Origin of the sequence: Rhizobium albus (genome assembly GCA_030160035.1) — a bacterium.
GTDB lineage: Bacteria > Pseudomonadota > Alphaproteobacteria > Rhizobiales > Rhizobiaceae > Georhizobium > Georhizobium albus.
In genome coordinates, this window is sequence record BSNO01000003.1 from 742,537 (window position 1) to 756,618 (window position 14,082).

Below are 14,082 nucleotides of genomic sequence, written 5' to 3' on the forward strand. Positions count from 1 at the left end.
AAAAGGCGGATGCGCTCGCGCGTCCGCCTTTTTCTTTGATGGCAGCGCTCGTCTTGCGGGACCGTGACGGATGAAGTTCACCAAGCTTCGCCTGATCGGCTTCAAATCCTTCGTAGAGCCTTCCGAATTCATCATCGAGCGCGGGTTGACGGGTGTCGTCGGCCCGAATGGCTGCGGAAAGTCCAATCTGGTGGAAGCGATCCGCTGGGTGATGGGCGAAAACTCCTACAAGAATATGCGCGCGTCCGGCATGGACGACGTGATCTTCTCGGGATCCGGCAATCGCCCGGCACGCAACACGGCTGAAGTTGGCCTCCACCTCGACAATTCGGACCGCACGGCACCGGCCGGTTTCAACGACCACGACGAAATCCAGGTGACGCGGCGCATCGAGCGGGAGGCGGGGTCCGTCTATCGTATCAACGGCAAGGAAGCGCGTGCCAAGGACGTGCAGCTGCTCTTCGCCGACGCCTCGACCGGCGCGCGCTCGCCTTCCATGGTGGGGCAGGGCCGCATCGGCGAGTTGATCCAGGCCAAACCGCAGGCCCGCCGCCAACTTCTGGAAGAGGCAGCCGGCATTTCAGGCCTGCATTCGCGCCGCCACGAGGCCGAGCTGCGCTTGAGGGCAGCCGAGACGAACCTCGAACGTCTGGACGACGTGACCGGTGAATTGCGCAGCCAGATCGACAGCTTGAAACGACAGGCGCGGCAGGCAAACCGCTTCAAGCAACTGTCCGCCGACATTCGTGCTGCCGAGGCGACGCTGCTCCACATTCGCTGGGTGAGCGACAAGAAGGCCGAGGGCGAAGCCCAGTCCGTTCTTGCGCAGGCGACGAGCACGGTGGCCGAGCGGGCGCAGGCGCAGATGGAAGCGGTGAAGGCGCAGGCGATCGGCGCGCACCGGATCCCCGAATTGCGCGATGCGGCTGGAAAAGCAGGCGCTGCGCTGCAGCGGCTCGAAATTGCAAGGACGCAGCTCGACGCCGAAGTCGATCGCATCACGCGGCGCCGCGAAGAGCTGCAGCAGCGGCTGGCACAACTCGTTCGCGACGTCGCCCGTGAAGAAGCGCTCATCGCCGATAACAAGGGCGCGATTGCAAAGCTCGACGCCGAGCAGGCCGAACTGAAATCGTTGCTGGCCGCATCCGTCGATCTCGAAACACAGGCGAGAGCTGCGGTCGAACGGACTGCGACCGCTTTGACTGAAGCTGAATCGGTCGTCGCCGCGGTCACGGCCGAGCGGGCGGAAGCTGCGGCGGCGCGCAACCAGCATGAGCGCAGCCTCCGCGACCTGACCGATCGGGAAGCCCGTACGGCCGGGCAACTGCGTTCCATCGAGAAGGAACGCGACGAGATCAACGGGAAGATCGCAGGCTTGCCCGATCCGGAAGCGAAACGGCAGGCGCTGGAGGCCGTGCTGGCAGAGGCGGAGACCCTGCGGCTGCAACTGGTCGACGCGGAAACTGCACTGGAGCAGGCGCGCGAGCGCGAGCCACAGATGCGCGGCCCTCTCGACAAGGCCCGCGCGGCGCTGAATGCCATCGAGACCGAGGCGCGCACGATCCGCAAGATGCTGGCAGGCGGAGCGGCTAGTGGCGCCTATCCAGCCGTCGTCGAAAGCATGCGAGTGGACCGCGGCTTTGAAAAAGCCCTTGGAGCGGCGCTCGGTGACGATCTCGATCAACCTCTCGACGAGCGCGCGCCCGCCCATTGGCGTTTCACGGGCGACGGGGAGGCTGACGGAGATCTGCCGGAAGGCGTTCAATCACTCGCCAACCATGTCGATGCACCTCAGGCGCTGGCGCGACGGCTGCGGCAAGTAGGGCTCGTTGAAGCCTCGGACGGGCCGCGCATTCAGGCGCTGTTGAAGCCTGGGCAGAGGATCGTGACCCGCAACGGCGCTCTGTGGCGGTGGGATGGCTTCGTGGCCGGCGCGGACGCGCCGACGGCCGCGGCACTCAGGCTCGAGCAGAAAAATCGGCTGGCAGAATTGGATGCCGAGGCGGTTGCCGCCTCCGAGGAGGTTAGGAAGGCGGAGGCTGCGCTCGATGCCGCCAAGACCGCTGTCCAGTTGGCCACGGAAGCAATGAAACTCCTGCGCGGCAAGCGCGACGAGATGGCGCGGCAGGTCGACCGTGCCCGTGACGCATTGCAGGATGCCGAACGTGCCGCCGGCCAGTTCGCGAGCCGCAAGGCGGTGCTCGATGAAACCCATGCGCAGACATCCGCCACGCTCGCCGAACTGAGCGAAGCGCTGGCGGCAGCCAGGGCGCAGCTTGCCGAGGCGCCGGATCTGTCGGCCCTCGATCAACGCTTGTCCGCCGCTACGCTCGTGCTGGCACAGGGCCGTACGGCCGCGGCCGAGGCGCGGTCGCGGCACGATGCGGGGTTGCGGGAGAAAGAAGCCCGTGGACGCCGCATCGAGGCAATCAACGGGGAGCGCAAGGCGTGGATGGAACGCGCGGCGGGCGCCGAAGCGCATATCGCGGAGCTCAAGAAGCGGCGGGAAGAAGCAAGCGCCGAGGCCATGACGCTCGATACATCGCCCGACGATCTGGACGAGAAGCGGGTGGCACTTCTCGGGCAGTTGAAAGAGGCCGAGAGGTTGCGTCGCGAGGCGCGTGACCGGTTGAACGAGGCCGATGCCCGCCAGAAGAAGCTTGATCAGGCTGCCAATGATGCGCTTTCCGCGCTGGCTTCCTCGCGCGAGGAGCGCGGGCGAGCGGAAGAGCGCCTGCACGCCGCGCGCGAACGGCGCGAGGAGATCGAGGCGCGCATCCGCGATGCGCTTGGCTGCCATCCGCACGAGGCCATCCGGCACACCGGGCTTGGTCATGACCAGCCTTTGCCCGATCCGCTGGTGACCGACCGAAGGCTGGAGCAGCTGAAGGTGGATCGCGAAAGGCTCGGCGCCGTCAATCTTCGGGCGGAAGCGGAAAGCCAGGAACTCTCCGAGCGGCTGGATCAGATCGTCGGCGAGCGGGAAGACGTGATCGAGGCGATCCGCAAACTGCGTGGCGCCATCCAGAGCCTCAACCGCGAGGGCCGCGAGCGCTTGCTGGCGGCATTCGAGGTGGTGGACCAGCAATTTCGCCGCTTGTTTACCCATCTCTTTGGCGGCGGGACGGCGGAGCTTCAGCTCATCGAATCCGACGATCCGCTGGAGGCTGGGCTCGAAATCCTCGCCCGGCCGCCCGGCAAGAAGCCGCAGACCATGACGCTATTGTCTGGCGGCGAGCAGGCGCTGACGGCGATGGCGCTGATCTTTGCGGTGTTCCTGACCAACCCGGCGCCGATCTGCGTGCTCGACGAGGTGGATGCACCCCTCGACGACCACAATGTGGAGCGCTTCTGCAATCTGATGGACGAGATGGCGGCATCGACCGAGACGCGGTTCATCCTCATCACCCACAATCCGATCACCATGGCGCGCATGAACAGGCTCTTCGGCGTCACCATGGCAGAGCAGGGCGTGTCCCAGCTCGTCTCCGTGGACCTGGAAACAGCCGAGCAAATCCGCGAAGCGAGCTGATCGCTTCAATTTGAGCCTTCGCATTTCCTGACGCGAAACACCTGCTCCGGCATGATACACCCTGGTCAGCGGTGGTTGTCGGAGAGCATGATGCTTCCAGACCAGCGGCGCGAGCCGCGACGGCGATGCGATTTTGATGTCCAAATCAGGCATGGCGAGCGCACTCATCGCGGCCGTGCCTTCGATCTGTCGCGCACGGGAATATCCATTCGGATCAGCGCCTATGCTTCGCTCAACAAGGGCGACGAGATCGATATTTACGCGCCGGAGCTCGGATGGCTGCAGGGCCGCATCGTCTGGCGCTCGCCGCAGCGCATCGGCGTGATCTTCAAGCGGTCGACCAACACGACCGCCAAGGTCGAGTCGTTCTTCCGGTCAAGAGCGCTTGCCCGCGCCTGAGCGGCCAGTGTCATCCAGGTCTTCTCTTCAGACGATGGTGCACACCACCAAAGACACCGTTTATTCCGGCGCCGATATTCTATAAGCGCACTGCAGACGGTTCGACGTCCAACGGGAGAAGCTGGATGGCAAAGTGGGTCTATGGTTTCGGCGACGGCAAGGCTGAGGGCAGCGCGTCCGACCGCAATCTCTTGGGAGGCAAGGGCGCCAATCTCGCCGAGATGTGCGGTCTGGGGCTTCCCGTGCCCCCCGGTTTCACCATCACGACCGAGGTTTGCAAGTGGTTCTACGACCACGGCAAAGCCTATCCGGAGACGCTGAAGGCCGATGTCGATGCCGCTCTGGCATCCGTTGGCCGCTCGGTCGGACGTGAGTTCGGTGGCCAGGAAAAGCCGCTCCTGCTCTCCGTGCGCTCCGGCGCGCGCGCATCCATGCCGGGCATGATGGACACCGTCCTCAATCTTGGCCTCAACGACGAGACGGTCATCGCTCTCGCCAAGGATGCCGGTGACGAGCGCTTCGCCTATGACAGCTATCGCCGCTTCATCCAGATGTATTCGAGCGTCGTTCTCGACGTCGATCACGAGCACTTCGAGGAAATCCTCGAAGACGCCAAGGCAACGCTTGGCTACGAGCTGGACACGGACATGAGCGCCGCCGATTGGCAGGGCGTGATCACCCGCTTCAAGGCACTGGTCGAGCAGGAAACTGGCGCACCGTTCCCGCAGGAACCATCCGACCAGCTTTGGGGCGCGATCGGCGCGGTATTCTCGAGCTGGATGAACGCGCGCGCGATCACCTACCGCCAGCTTCACAACATTCCCGCAGCCTGGGGCACGGCCGTCAACGTGCAGGCGATGGTGTTCGGCAATCTCGGCAACACTTCAGCCACGGGGGTCGCATTCACGCGCAATCCATCGACCGGCGAGAAGCGGCTTTACGGCGAGTTCCTCGTCAACGCGCAGGGCGAGGACGTCGTGGCCGGCATTCGCACGCCGCAAGACCTGACCGAGCAGGCGCGCATTGAATCGGGCTCCGACAAGCCGTCGCTCGAAAAGCTGATGCCCGACACGTTCCGCGAATTCACTTCGATCTGCGATCGGCTGGAAGCGCATTACCGCGACATGCAGGATGTCGAGTTCACCGTCGAGAGCGGCAAGCTCTGGATGCTGCAGACGCGATCCGGCAAGCGCACGGCGAAAGCTGCGCTGAAAATTGCCGTCGACATGGCGGCGGAAGGCGTGATTACGCCGAACGAGGCGGTCTGCCGCGTCGATCCGGCTTCGCTCGACCAATTGCTGCACCCGACGATCGATCCGGGCTCGACCCGCGATGTGATCGCCAAAGGCCTGCCGGCATCGCCGGGCGCGGCGACCGGTGAAATCGTCTTCACCTCCGAAGATGCCGTCGCCAAGGCCAAGGAAGGCCGGCCGGTGATCCTCGTGCGCATCGAGACGAGCCCCGAGGATATCCACGGCATGCATGCGTCGGAAGGTATTCTGACGACACGCGGCGGCATGACGAGCCACGCGGCCGTCGTCGCCCGCGGCATGGGAACGCCATGCGTCTCGGGTGCAGGCGGCATCCGCGTCGACATGAAGGCCGAAACGATCCAGACGCCATCCGGCTTGCTGAAAAAGGGCGACGTCATCACGCTCGACGGTTCGACCGGCCAGGTCATTCGCGGCAAGGTAACGATGCTGCAGCCGGAACTCTCCGGCGATTTCGGCAAGCTGATGGAATGGGCGGATGCGGCGCGCCGCATGAAGGTGCGCACCAACGCCGAAACGCCCGCAGACGCGAAAGCCGCGCGTTCATTCGGTGCCGAAGGCATCGGCCTTTGCCGCACCGAGCACATGTTCTTCGAAGGCAAGCGCATCGTGGCAATGCGCGAGATGATCCTTGCCGACAACGAAGCAGGCCGCCGCGAGGCGCTCGCCAAGCTATTGCCGATGCAGCGTTCCGATTTCGTCGAGCTGTTCGACATCATGGCGGGCCTGCCGGTGACGATCCGGCTTCTCGATCCGCCGCTGCACGAGTTCCTGCCGAAGTCGGACGAGGAAATCGCGGAAGTGTGCGAGGCGATGGGTGTCGCCGAGGACCTTCTGCGCGAACGTGTCGAGGCGCTGCACGAATTCAATCCGATGCTTGGCCATCGCGGCTGCCGCCTTGCGGTTTCCTACCCCGAGATTGCGGAGATGCAGGCGCGCGCGATCTTCGAGGCGGCTGTCGAAGCTGCCGGCAAGGCGGGCGAGATGGTCGTGCCGGAAGTCATGGTGCCGCTCGTCGGCCTGAAGAGCGAACTGGACTTCGTGAAGGCCCGCATCGATGCCGTCGCCGAAGAGGTGATGGCGGAAACCGGTGCCCGCTTCGACTATCTGGTTGGCACCATGATCGAGTTGCCGCGCGCAGCGATCCGCGCTGGCTCGATTGCCGAGACCGCGGAGTTCTTCTCCTTCGGCACGAATGATTTGACGCAAACGACCTTCGGCATTTCGCGCGACGATGCCGCCACCTTCCTGCAGACCTATCAGCAGAAGGGCATCATCGAGCAGGATCCGTTCGTGTCCATCGATATCGACGGTGTGGGCGCGCTTGTGGAAATCGCCTCGAAAGCAGGACGTGATCGCCGGCCGGACATCAAGCTCGGCATCTGCGGCGAGCATGGTGGGGATCCGTCGTCGATCACGTTCTGCGAGGAAACGGGGCTCGACTATGTGTCGTGTTCGCCGTTCCGCGTTCCGATCGCACGGCTTGCAGCAGCGCAAGCCTCGATCCGCGGTGCACAGGCCGAATAGTCGTCACGCTTCGATTCAGCCGGGGTGCGCAATGAGCGCCCCGGCGACATCCTGGAACGGCAGAGCGTATCAGAGCGACCGGAAGCGGTCGCAATAGTCTTTCACCCAGGAAACAGGCTTGCTGCCGAAGCGCCACTCCGTGCCCCACCGCCTTGCGCCGTCTTCGAGAAGCAGCGAGTGGTAGTCCGGGCGCCCGTGGAAAGTCAGCACGCTGAAGTTTCGCGGGCGGGCAGGGGTGGTGAAGACATAGTTCAGCGGCCAGTGCCAGGCACAATGCCGCTTGAAGCTGCCGCACCATGAGTTCGGCCAATAGTGCCGACCCTTGGCATGCGCATCGATGAAGATCTGGTCGTTGTGATATTGTCTCATCACGCCGCCCGGATCCTGCTTGAACATAGACCAGAGATGCGTCTGCTCGCCTGCGCGAAAGCCCACCACCGATGAATTCGAGCCCCGGTTCGGCCGCCAGTTGACGGGCAGAGCACGCCAGATCGTCGGATTCCATTCGCGGATCACGTGAAGCCCACCGAGAGTGGTGATGCGATCGAACATGCGCGTGAGATTGCCGGTGATCATGAGATCGAGATCGAGGAAGAGGACCGGAGTTCCCTTAGCCAGGATGTCGGGAATGAACATCAGCAGCTTGGGAAACATGCCGTGTGTCCAGACCGATCTGTCGATTGGCATGTCGGGGATCGGGCGCGTTTCGATCTTGTTCAGAAGACCGCCGGTCTGATCCGTGAAACACAAGAAGCGGAACTTTCGCCCGCCCATCTGGCTCTCAGCGGCCCGGTAGAGCGTGTTGACATAGTCGGCTCCGTAGCGATCGCCCCATTTCAGCGTGAGGATCGTGGGATCGGCAGTGACGGATGTGGGGTTCAATAGAGCGCACCCGGATAGAGCAGAGCGGGCCGGCCGATCCTATTCTCGGCAAGCCACAGAAATAGGCTCAGCGGCGCTGTGGAGGCGTCGGGGAGTCAGTGATGCGGCACATAGCACCAGCGCCCCGCAAAATGAACGGAAATATGCCGTTGCGACCGCTTGGAGGCCGATATTGCCGTGTAAAAGTGTGTGTCGGGCTTAAAAATGCTGGTGAAGCGTCAAGAAAGCTTCGGCGAAGCGGGCAAGATCTGCCGTTTCCTGCGTGACCATGTCGACGCTGACCGACGAGCCGTCTTCGCTGAGAACAACGAAGACGATCGTGCCGCCCGCTCCGATCGGCATGCTGAGGGCCGCGATACGCTGCTTGCCTTCCAGAATGCCGGATGCCGGCAGATCGAACAGGTAGGTCCCGCCAAGCGCCCGCGTGACTTCGCGGACACTGTCGGCGAACCCGTTGGCACCGGGCTGCGCACTGTCGAGCGCCATTTCAAGTTCGAGAAGATCGAGGGCATAGTCGCGCCGCGGGCGCGGCAACAAGGGCGACGAATTGGCGGCAACGCCGGCCGCAGCCGACGGGATAAAGGTCCCCATAGGTCTCTCCGTACCTAAACAAACCAGCCCGCCCCGCAAGCTTTCGCCTACGCCTTCAAACATTTCTGCAAAGCTTGGCTTAACTGTGGCAGCAAGAGCGCGCGCACTGGCTGACACGATGGGCGGGAGTCGGATAAGAGCAGACAGGGGCAGGCAAGGAGAAGCAGTTGATCCGGACGGCGGTGCGATATGAACGGCCACGGTCGCGAAGCGGGGCGTGGGCTGGCCGCATGGGCGTCTTCGCGATTCTGCTCTTCGGTTTCGCCGCGACGGGCCAGCGCTTCGGCATGCTGCAGACCGACAATTTCGTCGCCATCGCCGGCTTGTCCCTGGTGTTCGCCGCGCTCGCGTTGCTGCTCGGGCTCATCGGCTTATGGCGGTTATGGTCGGTCGGCGCCAAGGGGGGCAGATCGTCCTTCTGGGGCATCATACTCGCGATGGCGGTGGTCATTCCATCGGCGATCGGAGCGGCCCAGTTCATCGAAAAGCCCTATCTCCACGACATTTCGACCGACAGCGTCGACGAGCCACAGTTTCTGCGAGAGCCGGTGTTCGTGCAAAGCTGGTTGTCCCGGATGGTGCCACGCCGGCAGGAGCCGACCCTGGCGGTACAGGCCGCCGCCTATCCGGGACTGACCGGTCGCCGCTATGAAGGCGCGATCGACCGTGTGTCGACGGCGGTTGCGACCGTGCTCGACCAGCGAGGTATCGCGATTGTCGAGACAGACGGCTTCAATCCGGTTGTTCCTGCCGAACTGCTCGAACCTCTCGATGAAGAAGAGATCGAGGAGAGCGCCGTTGGCAGTGCGCCGCCGCCCGAAATCCTGAACCCGCCGCTGCCCATGCCCGCGCCGCGTGACCCCGTTTCTGCCGCACCCTTGCTCCGTCCTTCGCGGGTGGTGATCCAGGGTGAGGCCTCCACGCCGGTGCTCGCGATCAAGTCCGATGTCGTCATTCGGCTGATCGAGGAGGCGGAAACGACGCGCGTCGACATGCGGTCCTCTACGCGCTACGCCGGCCATGATCTGGGCTTGAACGCACGCACGATCGAGCGCTTCCTGACGGCATTGGATGCCGAGCTGCTGGGCGTTGCTGTAGATTAGGTGTCTTAGCCAGGCAGATAGATCGCATCGATGGCCGGGGAGCTCTCGGTGGCGACGGCACCGCGCGCAACGAGATCTTCCAGATGGGCAAGCACGGACAAGGCGGCCGCACCGTGGAGCCGCTTGTCGGTGTCCCGGTAAATGACCGCCACGATATCGGCGACCGTGCGATCGCCTTGGCGAACCCGCTCGAGGATCGCAGTCTCACGCATGCGCCGATGGGTCCTGAGCCCGCGAAGGAACGCGCGCGGCTTGGTGACCGGGCCGCCATGCCCCGGCAGATAGAGACGGTCGTCGCGTTCGAGCATGCGATCGAGAGAGGCCATGAAATCCGACATTGCCCCGTCCGGCGGGGCGACGATGGTTGTTGCCCACGCCATCACATGGTCGGCCGAAAACACCACGCCATCCTCCAGCGCGAAGGCGGCATGATTGGCCGTGTGGCCCGGCGTGTGGATCGTCGTCAGGCGCCAGCCGTCGCCATCGATGACCGCTCCGTCCGCAAGCGAGAGATCGGGCCTGAACTCCATGTCCGAGGCTTCCTCCAGCGGATTGACTTCGCCGAGATAAAGGGGCCGGGCTGCCCGGTGCGGGCCCTCCGCGACGATCATCGCGCCCGTCTCTTGTGTAAGACGCCGCGACAGCGGTGAGTGATCCCGGTGCGTGTGGCTGACGGCGATGTGGCTGACCGGTCGGCCAGCGATTGCCGCAAGGAGCGCCTGATAATGCGATTCTATCTCAGGACCCGGATCGATGACGCAAAGCGTCTCCTTGCCAACGATATAGCTGTTCGTGCCGTGAAAGGTGAGGGGCCCCGAATTCGGCGCGGTGATTCTGACCACACCCTCCGCCACCGGCACGGGCGTCCCATGGGCGGGCTCGAACTTGGTATCGAAGGTGAGGGCCATCAGCGTTCTTTCGGGGAGCCTTCGGGGAGGATGGTTGCCGCTCCTCGCCCTTCACAATATAGGAGGAGTCACGGTATTCGGCGATCGACGCTCAAGCCCATTTGCATGAGGAACCATTCATGGCAACCGCACTGACCTCCCGTTCTCTCGTTTCAACCGCGTTGCCGCAGTCCGGCACCGGCCGCATCGTTGCGCAGATCATGCTGGCTGTCGCCGGCACGTTGCTCCTGACGGTTTCCGCCAAGGCTAAGGTCGTGTTCGGACCGGTCGACCTGTCGCTGCAGACGCTTGCAATCTTTCTGATTGCGGCAGCCTTCGGGATGCGCCTCGCAGTCGCGACGCTTGTTCTCTATCTCGCACAGGGCGCCATGGGCCTGCCCGTCTTCCAGAGCACGCCCGAAAAGGGCATCGGCATCGCCTACATGCTCGGCACGACCGGTGGCTATCTCGCCGGCTTCGTCGTCATGGCGGCAATTGTCGGCTGGGCAGCGGATCGCGGCTGGGACCGCAACCCCTTCAAGTTCTTCGGTGCGATCGTCGTGGCCGACGTCGTCATGCTCGCCATGGGCTTTGCCTGGCTGGCACTGCTGATCGGTGCCGAGCAGTCCTGGCAGTTCGGCGTCGTGCCGTTCATCGTTCCGGACCTGATCAAGGCTGCGCTCGCAGCATCCATCGTGCCGGCAATCTGGGGTCTGATCGCCAAGTTCAGCCGCTGATCCAGGCCAAACGACACGCATTTAAAGGAGGCCGCGCGGTGCGTGGCCTCCTTTTTCGTGACAGGCTGCAAGAATAACTTTCCGAGCCCATCGGCAAACTCGCAATAAAATCTCTCGGATCACGCTGCGGCTTTCGATAGCGTGCAGCCAATTGGAGGAGCCGGGGCCGGTGAAAAACGGGCCCCGGTCCTTCTGCATTTCGACCGGTCAGGCCTTATGAACAAACCTCTTTCCCATCTCGAACGGCTCGAAGCGGAGTCGATCCATATCTTGCGCGAGGTCGCGGCGACCTTCCAGCGCCCGGTCATGCTCTATTCGGTGGGCAAAGACTCCTCCGTCATGCTGCACCTGGCGATGAAGGCGTTCTACCCCGCCAAGCCGCCATTTCCCTTCCTGCACGTCGACACGACCTGGAAGTTCCGGGAAATGATCGAGTTTCGCGACCGCATGGCGCGCGAGCGCGGCTTCGATCTCGATGTGCACATCAACCAGGATGGCGTGGAGCAGGGCATCAACCCGTTCGATCACGGCTCCAACACCCACACCCACATCATGAAGACCGTTGCGCTTCGCCAGGCGCTCGACGCCGGGCGCTATGACGCTGCCTTTGGCGGCGCGCGCCGCGACGAGGAAAAGAGCCGGGCAAAGGAGCGCATCTTTTCCTTCCGCAATTCCAGCCATGCCTGGGACCCGAAGGGCCAGCGGCCGGAGATGTGGAAGATCTACAACACGCGCGTCGGCCAGGGCGAATCGATCCGCGTCTTCCCGCTGTCCAACTGGACCGAGCTCGATATCTGGCAGTACATTCTCGCCGAAGAGATCCCGATCGTGCCGCTTTATTTTGCCAAGAAGCGTCCTGTCGTCGAGCGCGACGGCATGCTGATCATGGTCGACGACGATCGCATGAAGCTGCAGCCGGGTGAGAAGATCGAAGAGAAGATGGTGCGGTTCCGCACGCTCGGCTGCTATCCGCTGACCGGTGCAATCGAGTCGGAAGCCGACGACCTGCCGGGCATCGTGCGTGAAATGCTGATTGCGCGCACCTCCGAGCGGCAGGGTCGCCTGATCGACCGCGACGAAGCGGGCTCCATGGAAAAGAAGAAGCGCGAGGGCTATTTCTGATGCGCGCCACAGCGATTTCAGAGGCAACGACGAACGATGCAGCCGGCGATGCCGCCGCAACCGTTGCCGATTACCTTGCTAAGCAGGAAAGCAAGTCCTTCCTGCGCTTTCTCACCTGCGGCTCGGTGGATGACGGAAAGTCGACGCTGATCGGGCGTCTGCTCTACGACACCAAGCTGATCTTCGAAGACCAGCTTGCCGCGCTCGAGCGCGATTCGAGGAAGCACGGCACCACGGGCGAAGACATCGACTTCGCGCTGCTCGTCGACGGCCTGGAGGCCGAGCGCGAACAGGGCATCACGATCGACGTCGCCTACCGGTTCTTTGCGACCGACAAGCGCAAGTTCATCGTCGCCGACACGCCCGGTCACGAGCAGTACACCCGCAACATGGCGACGGGCGCTTCCACGGCTGATCTCGCCATCGTGCTGATCGATGCGCGCCAGGGCATCCTCACCCAGACGCGGCGCCATTCCTTCATCGCGTCGCTGCTCGGCATTCGCCACATCGTGCTGGCCGTCAACAAGATCGACCTGGTCGACTTCTCGCAGGAGCGCTTCGAGGCGATCCGACGCGATTACGAGATTTTCGCCGCGTCGCTCGGCTTCCGTTCGATCACCGCGATCCCGCTCTCGGCCCGCTATGGCGACAACGTCACCCAGCCTTCGGCGAACATGCCCTGGTATGACGGGCCGTCGCTGCTCGGGCTCCTCGAAACGGTGAATGTCGATGACGATCTGGCGGGCAAGCCATTCCGTTTCCCCGTGCAGTTCGTCAGCCGGCCGCATCTGAATTTCCGTGGCTTCCAAGGCCAGGTCGCGTCCGGCCGCGTTGCGGTCGGGGATACCGTCGCCGTGGCGAAATCGGGCGTGACGACCCGCATCAAGCGCATCGTCACCATGGCGCCCGACGGCACCGATCTCGATCTTGACCAGGCGCGCGATGGGCAGAGCGTGACCTTCGTTCTGGCAGACGAAGTCGACTGTTCGCGCGGCGATATGCTGGTCGATCCGCAGGCGGCGCCGGTGATTGCAGACCGGTTCGACGCGCGCCTCGTCTGGTTTGCCGAGCGGGCGCTTGTTGCAGGCCGCCAGTACATTCTGCGCACCGAGACCGACCAGACAGCCGCCGCTATTGCGGTGCTGCAGAACCGCATCGACATCTCGAAGCTCGAAGAGGTGAAGGCCGACACGCTTGCACTCAACGATGTGGGCACGGTGACGATCGCTGCACAGCGGCCGATCGCGTTCGATCCCTATCGCGCCAACCGGGCGACCGGTGCCTTCATCCTGATCGACCGCATTTCCAACCAGACGGTTGCGGCTGGCATGATCACGGCGCAGGCAAGTGGCTCTGCTGGCCAGCACCGCCTCTTCGATGTGACGCAGAAGGACCGTGCCGCCATCAAGCATCAGAAGCCGGCGATCCTCTGGTTCACCGGGCTTTCGGGAGCGGGAAAGAGCACGATCGCCAACACGCTCGAGCGACGCCTGCACGGCCTTGGCCTCCACACCTACGTGCTTGATGGCGCCAATACGCGCCAAGGTCTGAACCGTGGGCTTGGCTTCGACGCGGCCAGCCGTCGCGAGGAGGTTCAGCGCATCGCCCATGTGGCGAAGCTGATGGCGGATGCCGGCCTGGTCGTGATGGCCTCCTTCATCTCGCCGCTGCGCGAAGAGCGCCAGATCGCCCGCGACATCGCCGGGGACAACGCGTTCCTGGAAATCTTCGTCGATGCCGACCTCGAGGACTGCATGCAGCGCGACCCGAAGGGGTTCTACAAGCTCGCGCTCGAGGGTGAACTGAAGCACTTCACCGGCGTAAACGAGCCCTACGAGGCCCCGGATTCGGCCGATGTGCATTTGCGCGTCAAGGGCCGCACGCCGGAAGAACTGGCAGCCGAGATCGAAGCCGCCTTGAAGGCCAAGGGCCTGCTTTAGCAAAACCGGCTGGTGAACCCGGTGATGGAAGCGGCGACGATAAGTGACTGCTTCCATCGAAACCAAGCGTTAACCACGAGCCCGTATTCAG

General features: G+C 63.6%; 10 protein-coding genes. 7 read left to right on the forward strand and 3 right to left on the reverse strand.

Annotated features, from left to right (window positions below):
* Nucleotides 1-70: 70 nt before the first annotated feature.
* The 3 genes from smc (at nucleotide 71) to ppdK (ending at nucleotide 6,729) form a co-directional block, all read left to right on the forward strand.
* Nucleotides 71-3,532 (forward strand): chromosome segregation SMC family protein, encoded by a 3,462-nt coding sequence (gene smc / locus QQL76_RS11280; protein ID WP_499207715.1) that lies wholly within the window; start codon nucleotides 71-73, stop codon nucleotides 3,530-3,532.
* 87 nt (nucleotides 3,533-3,619) lie between these two features.
* Nucleotides 3,620-3,931 (forward strand): PilZ domain-containing protein, encoded by a 312-nt coding sequence (locus QQL76_RS11285; RefSeq protein WP_499207716.1) that lies wholly within the window; start codon nucleotides 3,620-3,622, stop codon nucleotides 3,929-3,931.
* Between the two features lie 125 nt (nucleotides 3,932-4,056).
* Nucleotides 4,057-6,729 carry a pyruvate, phosphate dikinase gene (ppdK, locus tag QQL76_RS11290; RefSeq protein ID WP_499207717.1) on the forward strand — a complete coding sequence of 891 codons (2,673 nt, stop codon included), beginning with the start codon at nucleotides 4,057-4,059 and terminating at the stop codon, nucleotides 6,727-6,729.
* A gap of 69 nt (nucleotides 6,730-6,798) precedes the next feature.
* Here ppdK and QQL76_RS11295 read toward each other — a convergent pair whose 3' ends face one another.
* Both QQL76_RS11295 and QQL76_RS11300 read right to left on the reverse strand, forming a co-directional pair.
* Nucleotides 6,799-7,611, reverse strand: a complete 813-nt coding sequence (locus QQL76_RS11295; protein WP_499207718.1) for a hypothetical protein — start codon at nucleotides 7,609-7,611, stop codon at nucleotides 6,799-6,801.
* A gap of 198 nt (nucleotides 7,612-7,809) precedes the next feature.
* A complete protein-coding gene (locus QQL76_RS11300; RefSeq protein ID WP_499207719.1) occupies nucleotides 7,810-8,202 on the reverse strand; it encodes a hypothetical protein in 393 nt (130 codons plus the stop codon).
* A gap of 230 nt (nucleotides 8,203-8,432) precedes the next feature.
* Between QQL76_RS11300 and QQL76_RS11305 the strand changes: the two genes are divergently transcribed.
* A complete protein-coding gene (locus QQL76_RS11305; protein WP_499207720.1) occupies nucleotides 8,433-9,305 on the forward strand; it encodes a DUF1499 domain-containing protein in 873 nt (290 codons plus the stop codon).
* Nucleotides 9,306-9,310: 5 nt separating this feature from the next.
* Here QQL76_RS11305 and QQL76_RS11310 read toward each other — a convergent pair whose 3' ends face one another.
* Nucleotides 9,311-10,213: an MBL fold metallo-hydrolase gene (locus tag QQL76_RS11310; protein ID WP_499207721.1), complete on the reverse strand. Its 903-nt coding sequence runs from the start codon at nucleotides 10,211-10,213 to the stop codon at nucleotides 9,311-9,313.
* Between the two features lie 119 nt (nucleotides 10,214-10,332).
* Between QQL76_RS11310 and QQL76_RS11315 the strand changes: the two genes are divergently transcribed.
* The 3 genes from QQL76_RS11315 to cysN all read left to right on the forward strand — a co-directional run bounded on the left by QQL76_RS11315 (nucleotide 10,333) and on the right by cysN (nucleotide 13,991).
* On the forward strand, nucleotides 10,333-10,929 hold the full coding sequence (locus QQL76_RS11315; protein WP_404862456.1) for a biotin transporter BioY: 597 nt from the start codon (nucleotides 10,333-10,335) through the stop codon (nucleotides 10,927-10,929).
* Between the two features lie 216 nt (nucleotides 10,930-11,145).
* A complete protein-coding gene (cysD, locus tag QQL76_RS11320; RefSeq protein ID WP_499207722.1) occupies nucleotides 11,146-12,051 on the forward strand; it encodes a sulfate adenylyltransferase subunit CysD in 906 nt (301 codons plus the stop codon).
* Nucleotides 12,051-13,991, forward strand: a complete 1,941-nt coding sequence (cysN, locus tag QQL76_RS11325; RefSeq protein WP_499207723.1) for a bifunctional sulfate adenylyltransferase subunit 1/adenylyl-sulfate kinase — start codon at nucleotides 12,051-12,053, stop codon at nucleotides 13,989-13,991. Before cysD ends, cysN begins: the two co-directional genes overlap by 1 nt.
* Nucleotides 13,992-14,082 lie beyond the last annotated feature (91 nt).

Coding starts and splice junctions, on each gene's coding strand:
- cysD (WP_499207722.1), top strand. CDS start 11,146: ATGAACAAACCTCTTTCCCATCTCGAACGGCTCGAAGCGGAGTCGATC.
- QQL76_RS11300 (WP_499207719.1), bottom strand. CDS start 8,202: ATGGGGACCTTTATCCCGTCGGCTGCGGCCGGCGTTGCCGCCAATTCG.
- cysN (WP_499207723.1), top strand. CDS start 12,051: ATGCGCGCCACAGCGATTTCAGAGGCAACGACGAACGATGCAGCCGGC.
- smc (WP_499207715.1), top strand. CDS start 71: ATGAAGTTCACCAAGCTTCGCCTGATCGGCTTCAAATCCTTCGTAGAG.
- ppdK (WP_499207717.1), top strand. CDS start 4,057: ATGGCAAAGTGGGTCTATGGTTTCGGCGACGGCAAGGCTGAGGGCAGC.
- QQL76_RS11310 (WP_499207721.1), bottom strand. CDS start 10,213: ATGGCCCTCACCTTCGATACCAAGTTCGAGCCCGCCCATGGGACGCCC.
- QQL76_RS11305 (WP_499207720.1), top strand. CDS start 8,433: ATGGGCGTCTTCGCGATTCTGCTCTTCGGTTTCGCCGCGACGGGCCAG.
- QQL76_RS11285 (WP_499207716.1), top strand. CDS start 3,620: ATGATGCTTCCAGACCAGCGGCGCGAGCCGCGACGGCGATGCGATTTT.
- QQL76_RS11315 (WP_404862456.1), top strand. CDS start 10,333: ATGGCAACCGCACTGACCTCCCGTTCTCTCGTTTCAACCGCGTTGCCG.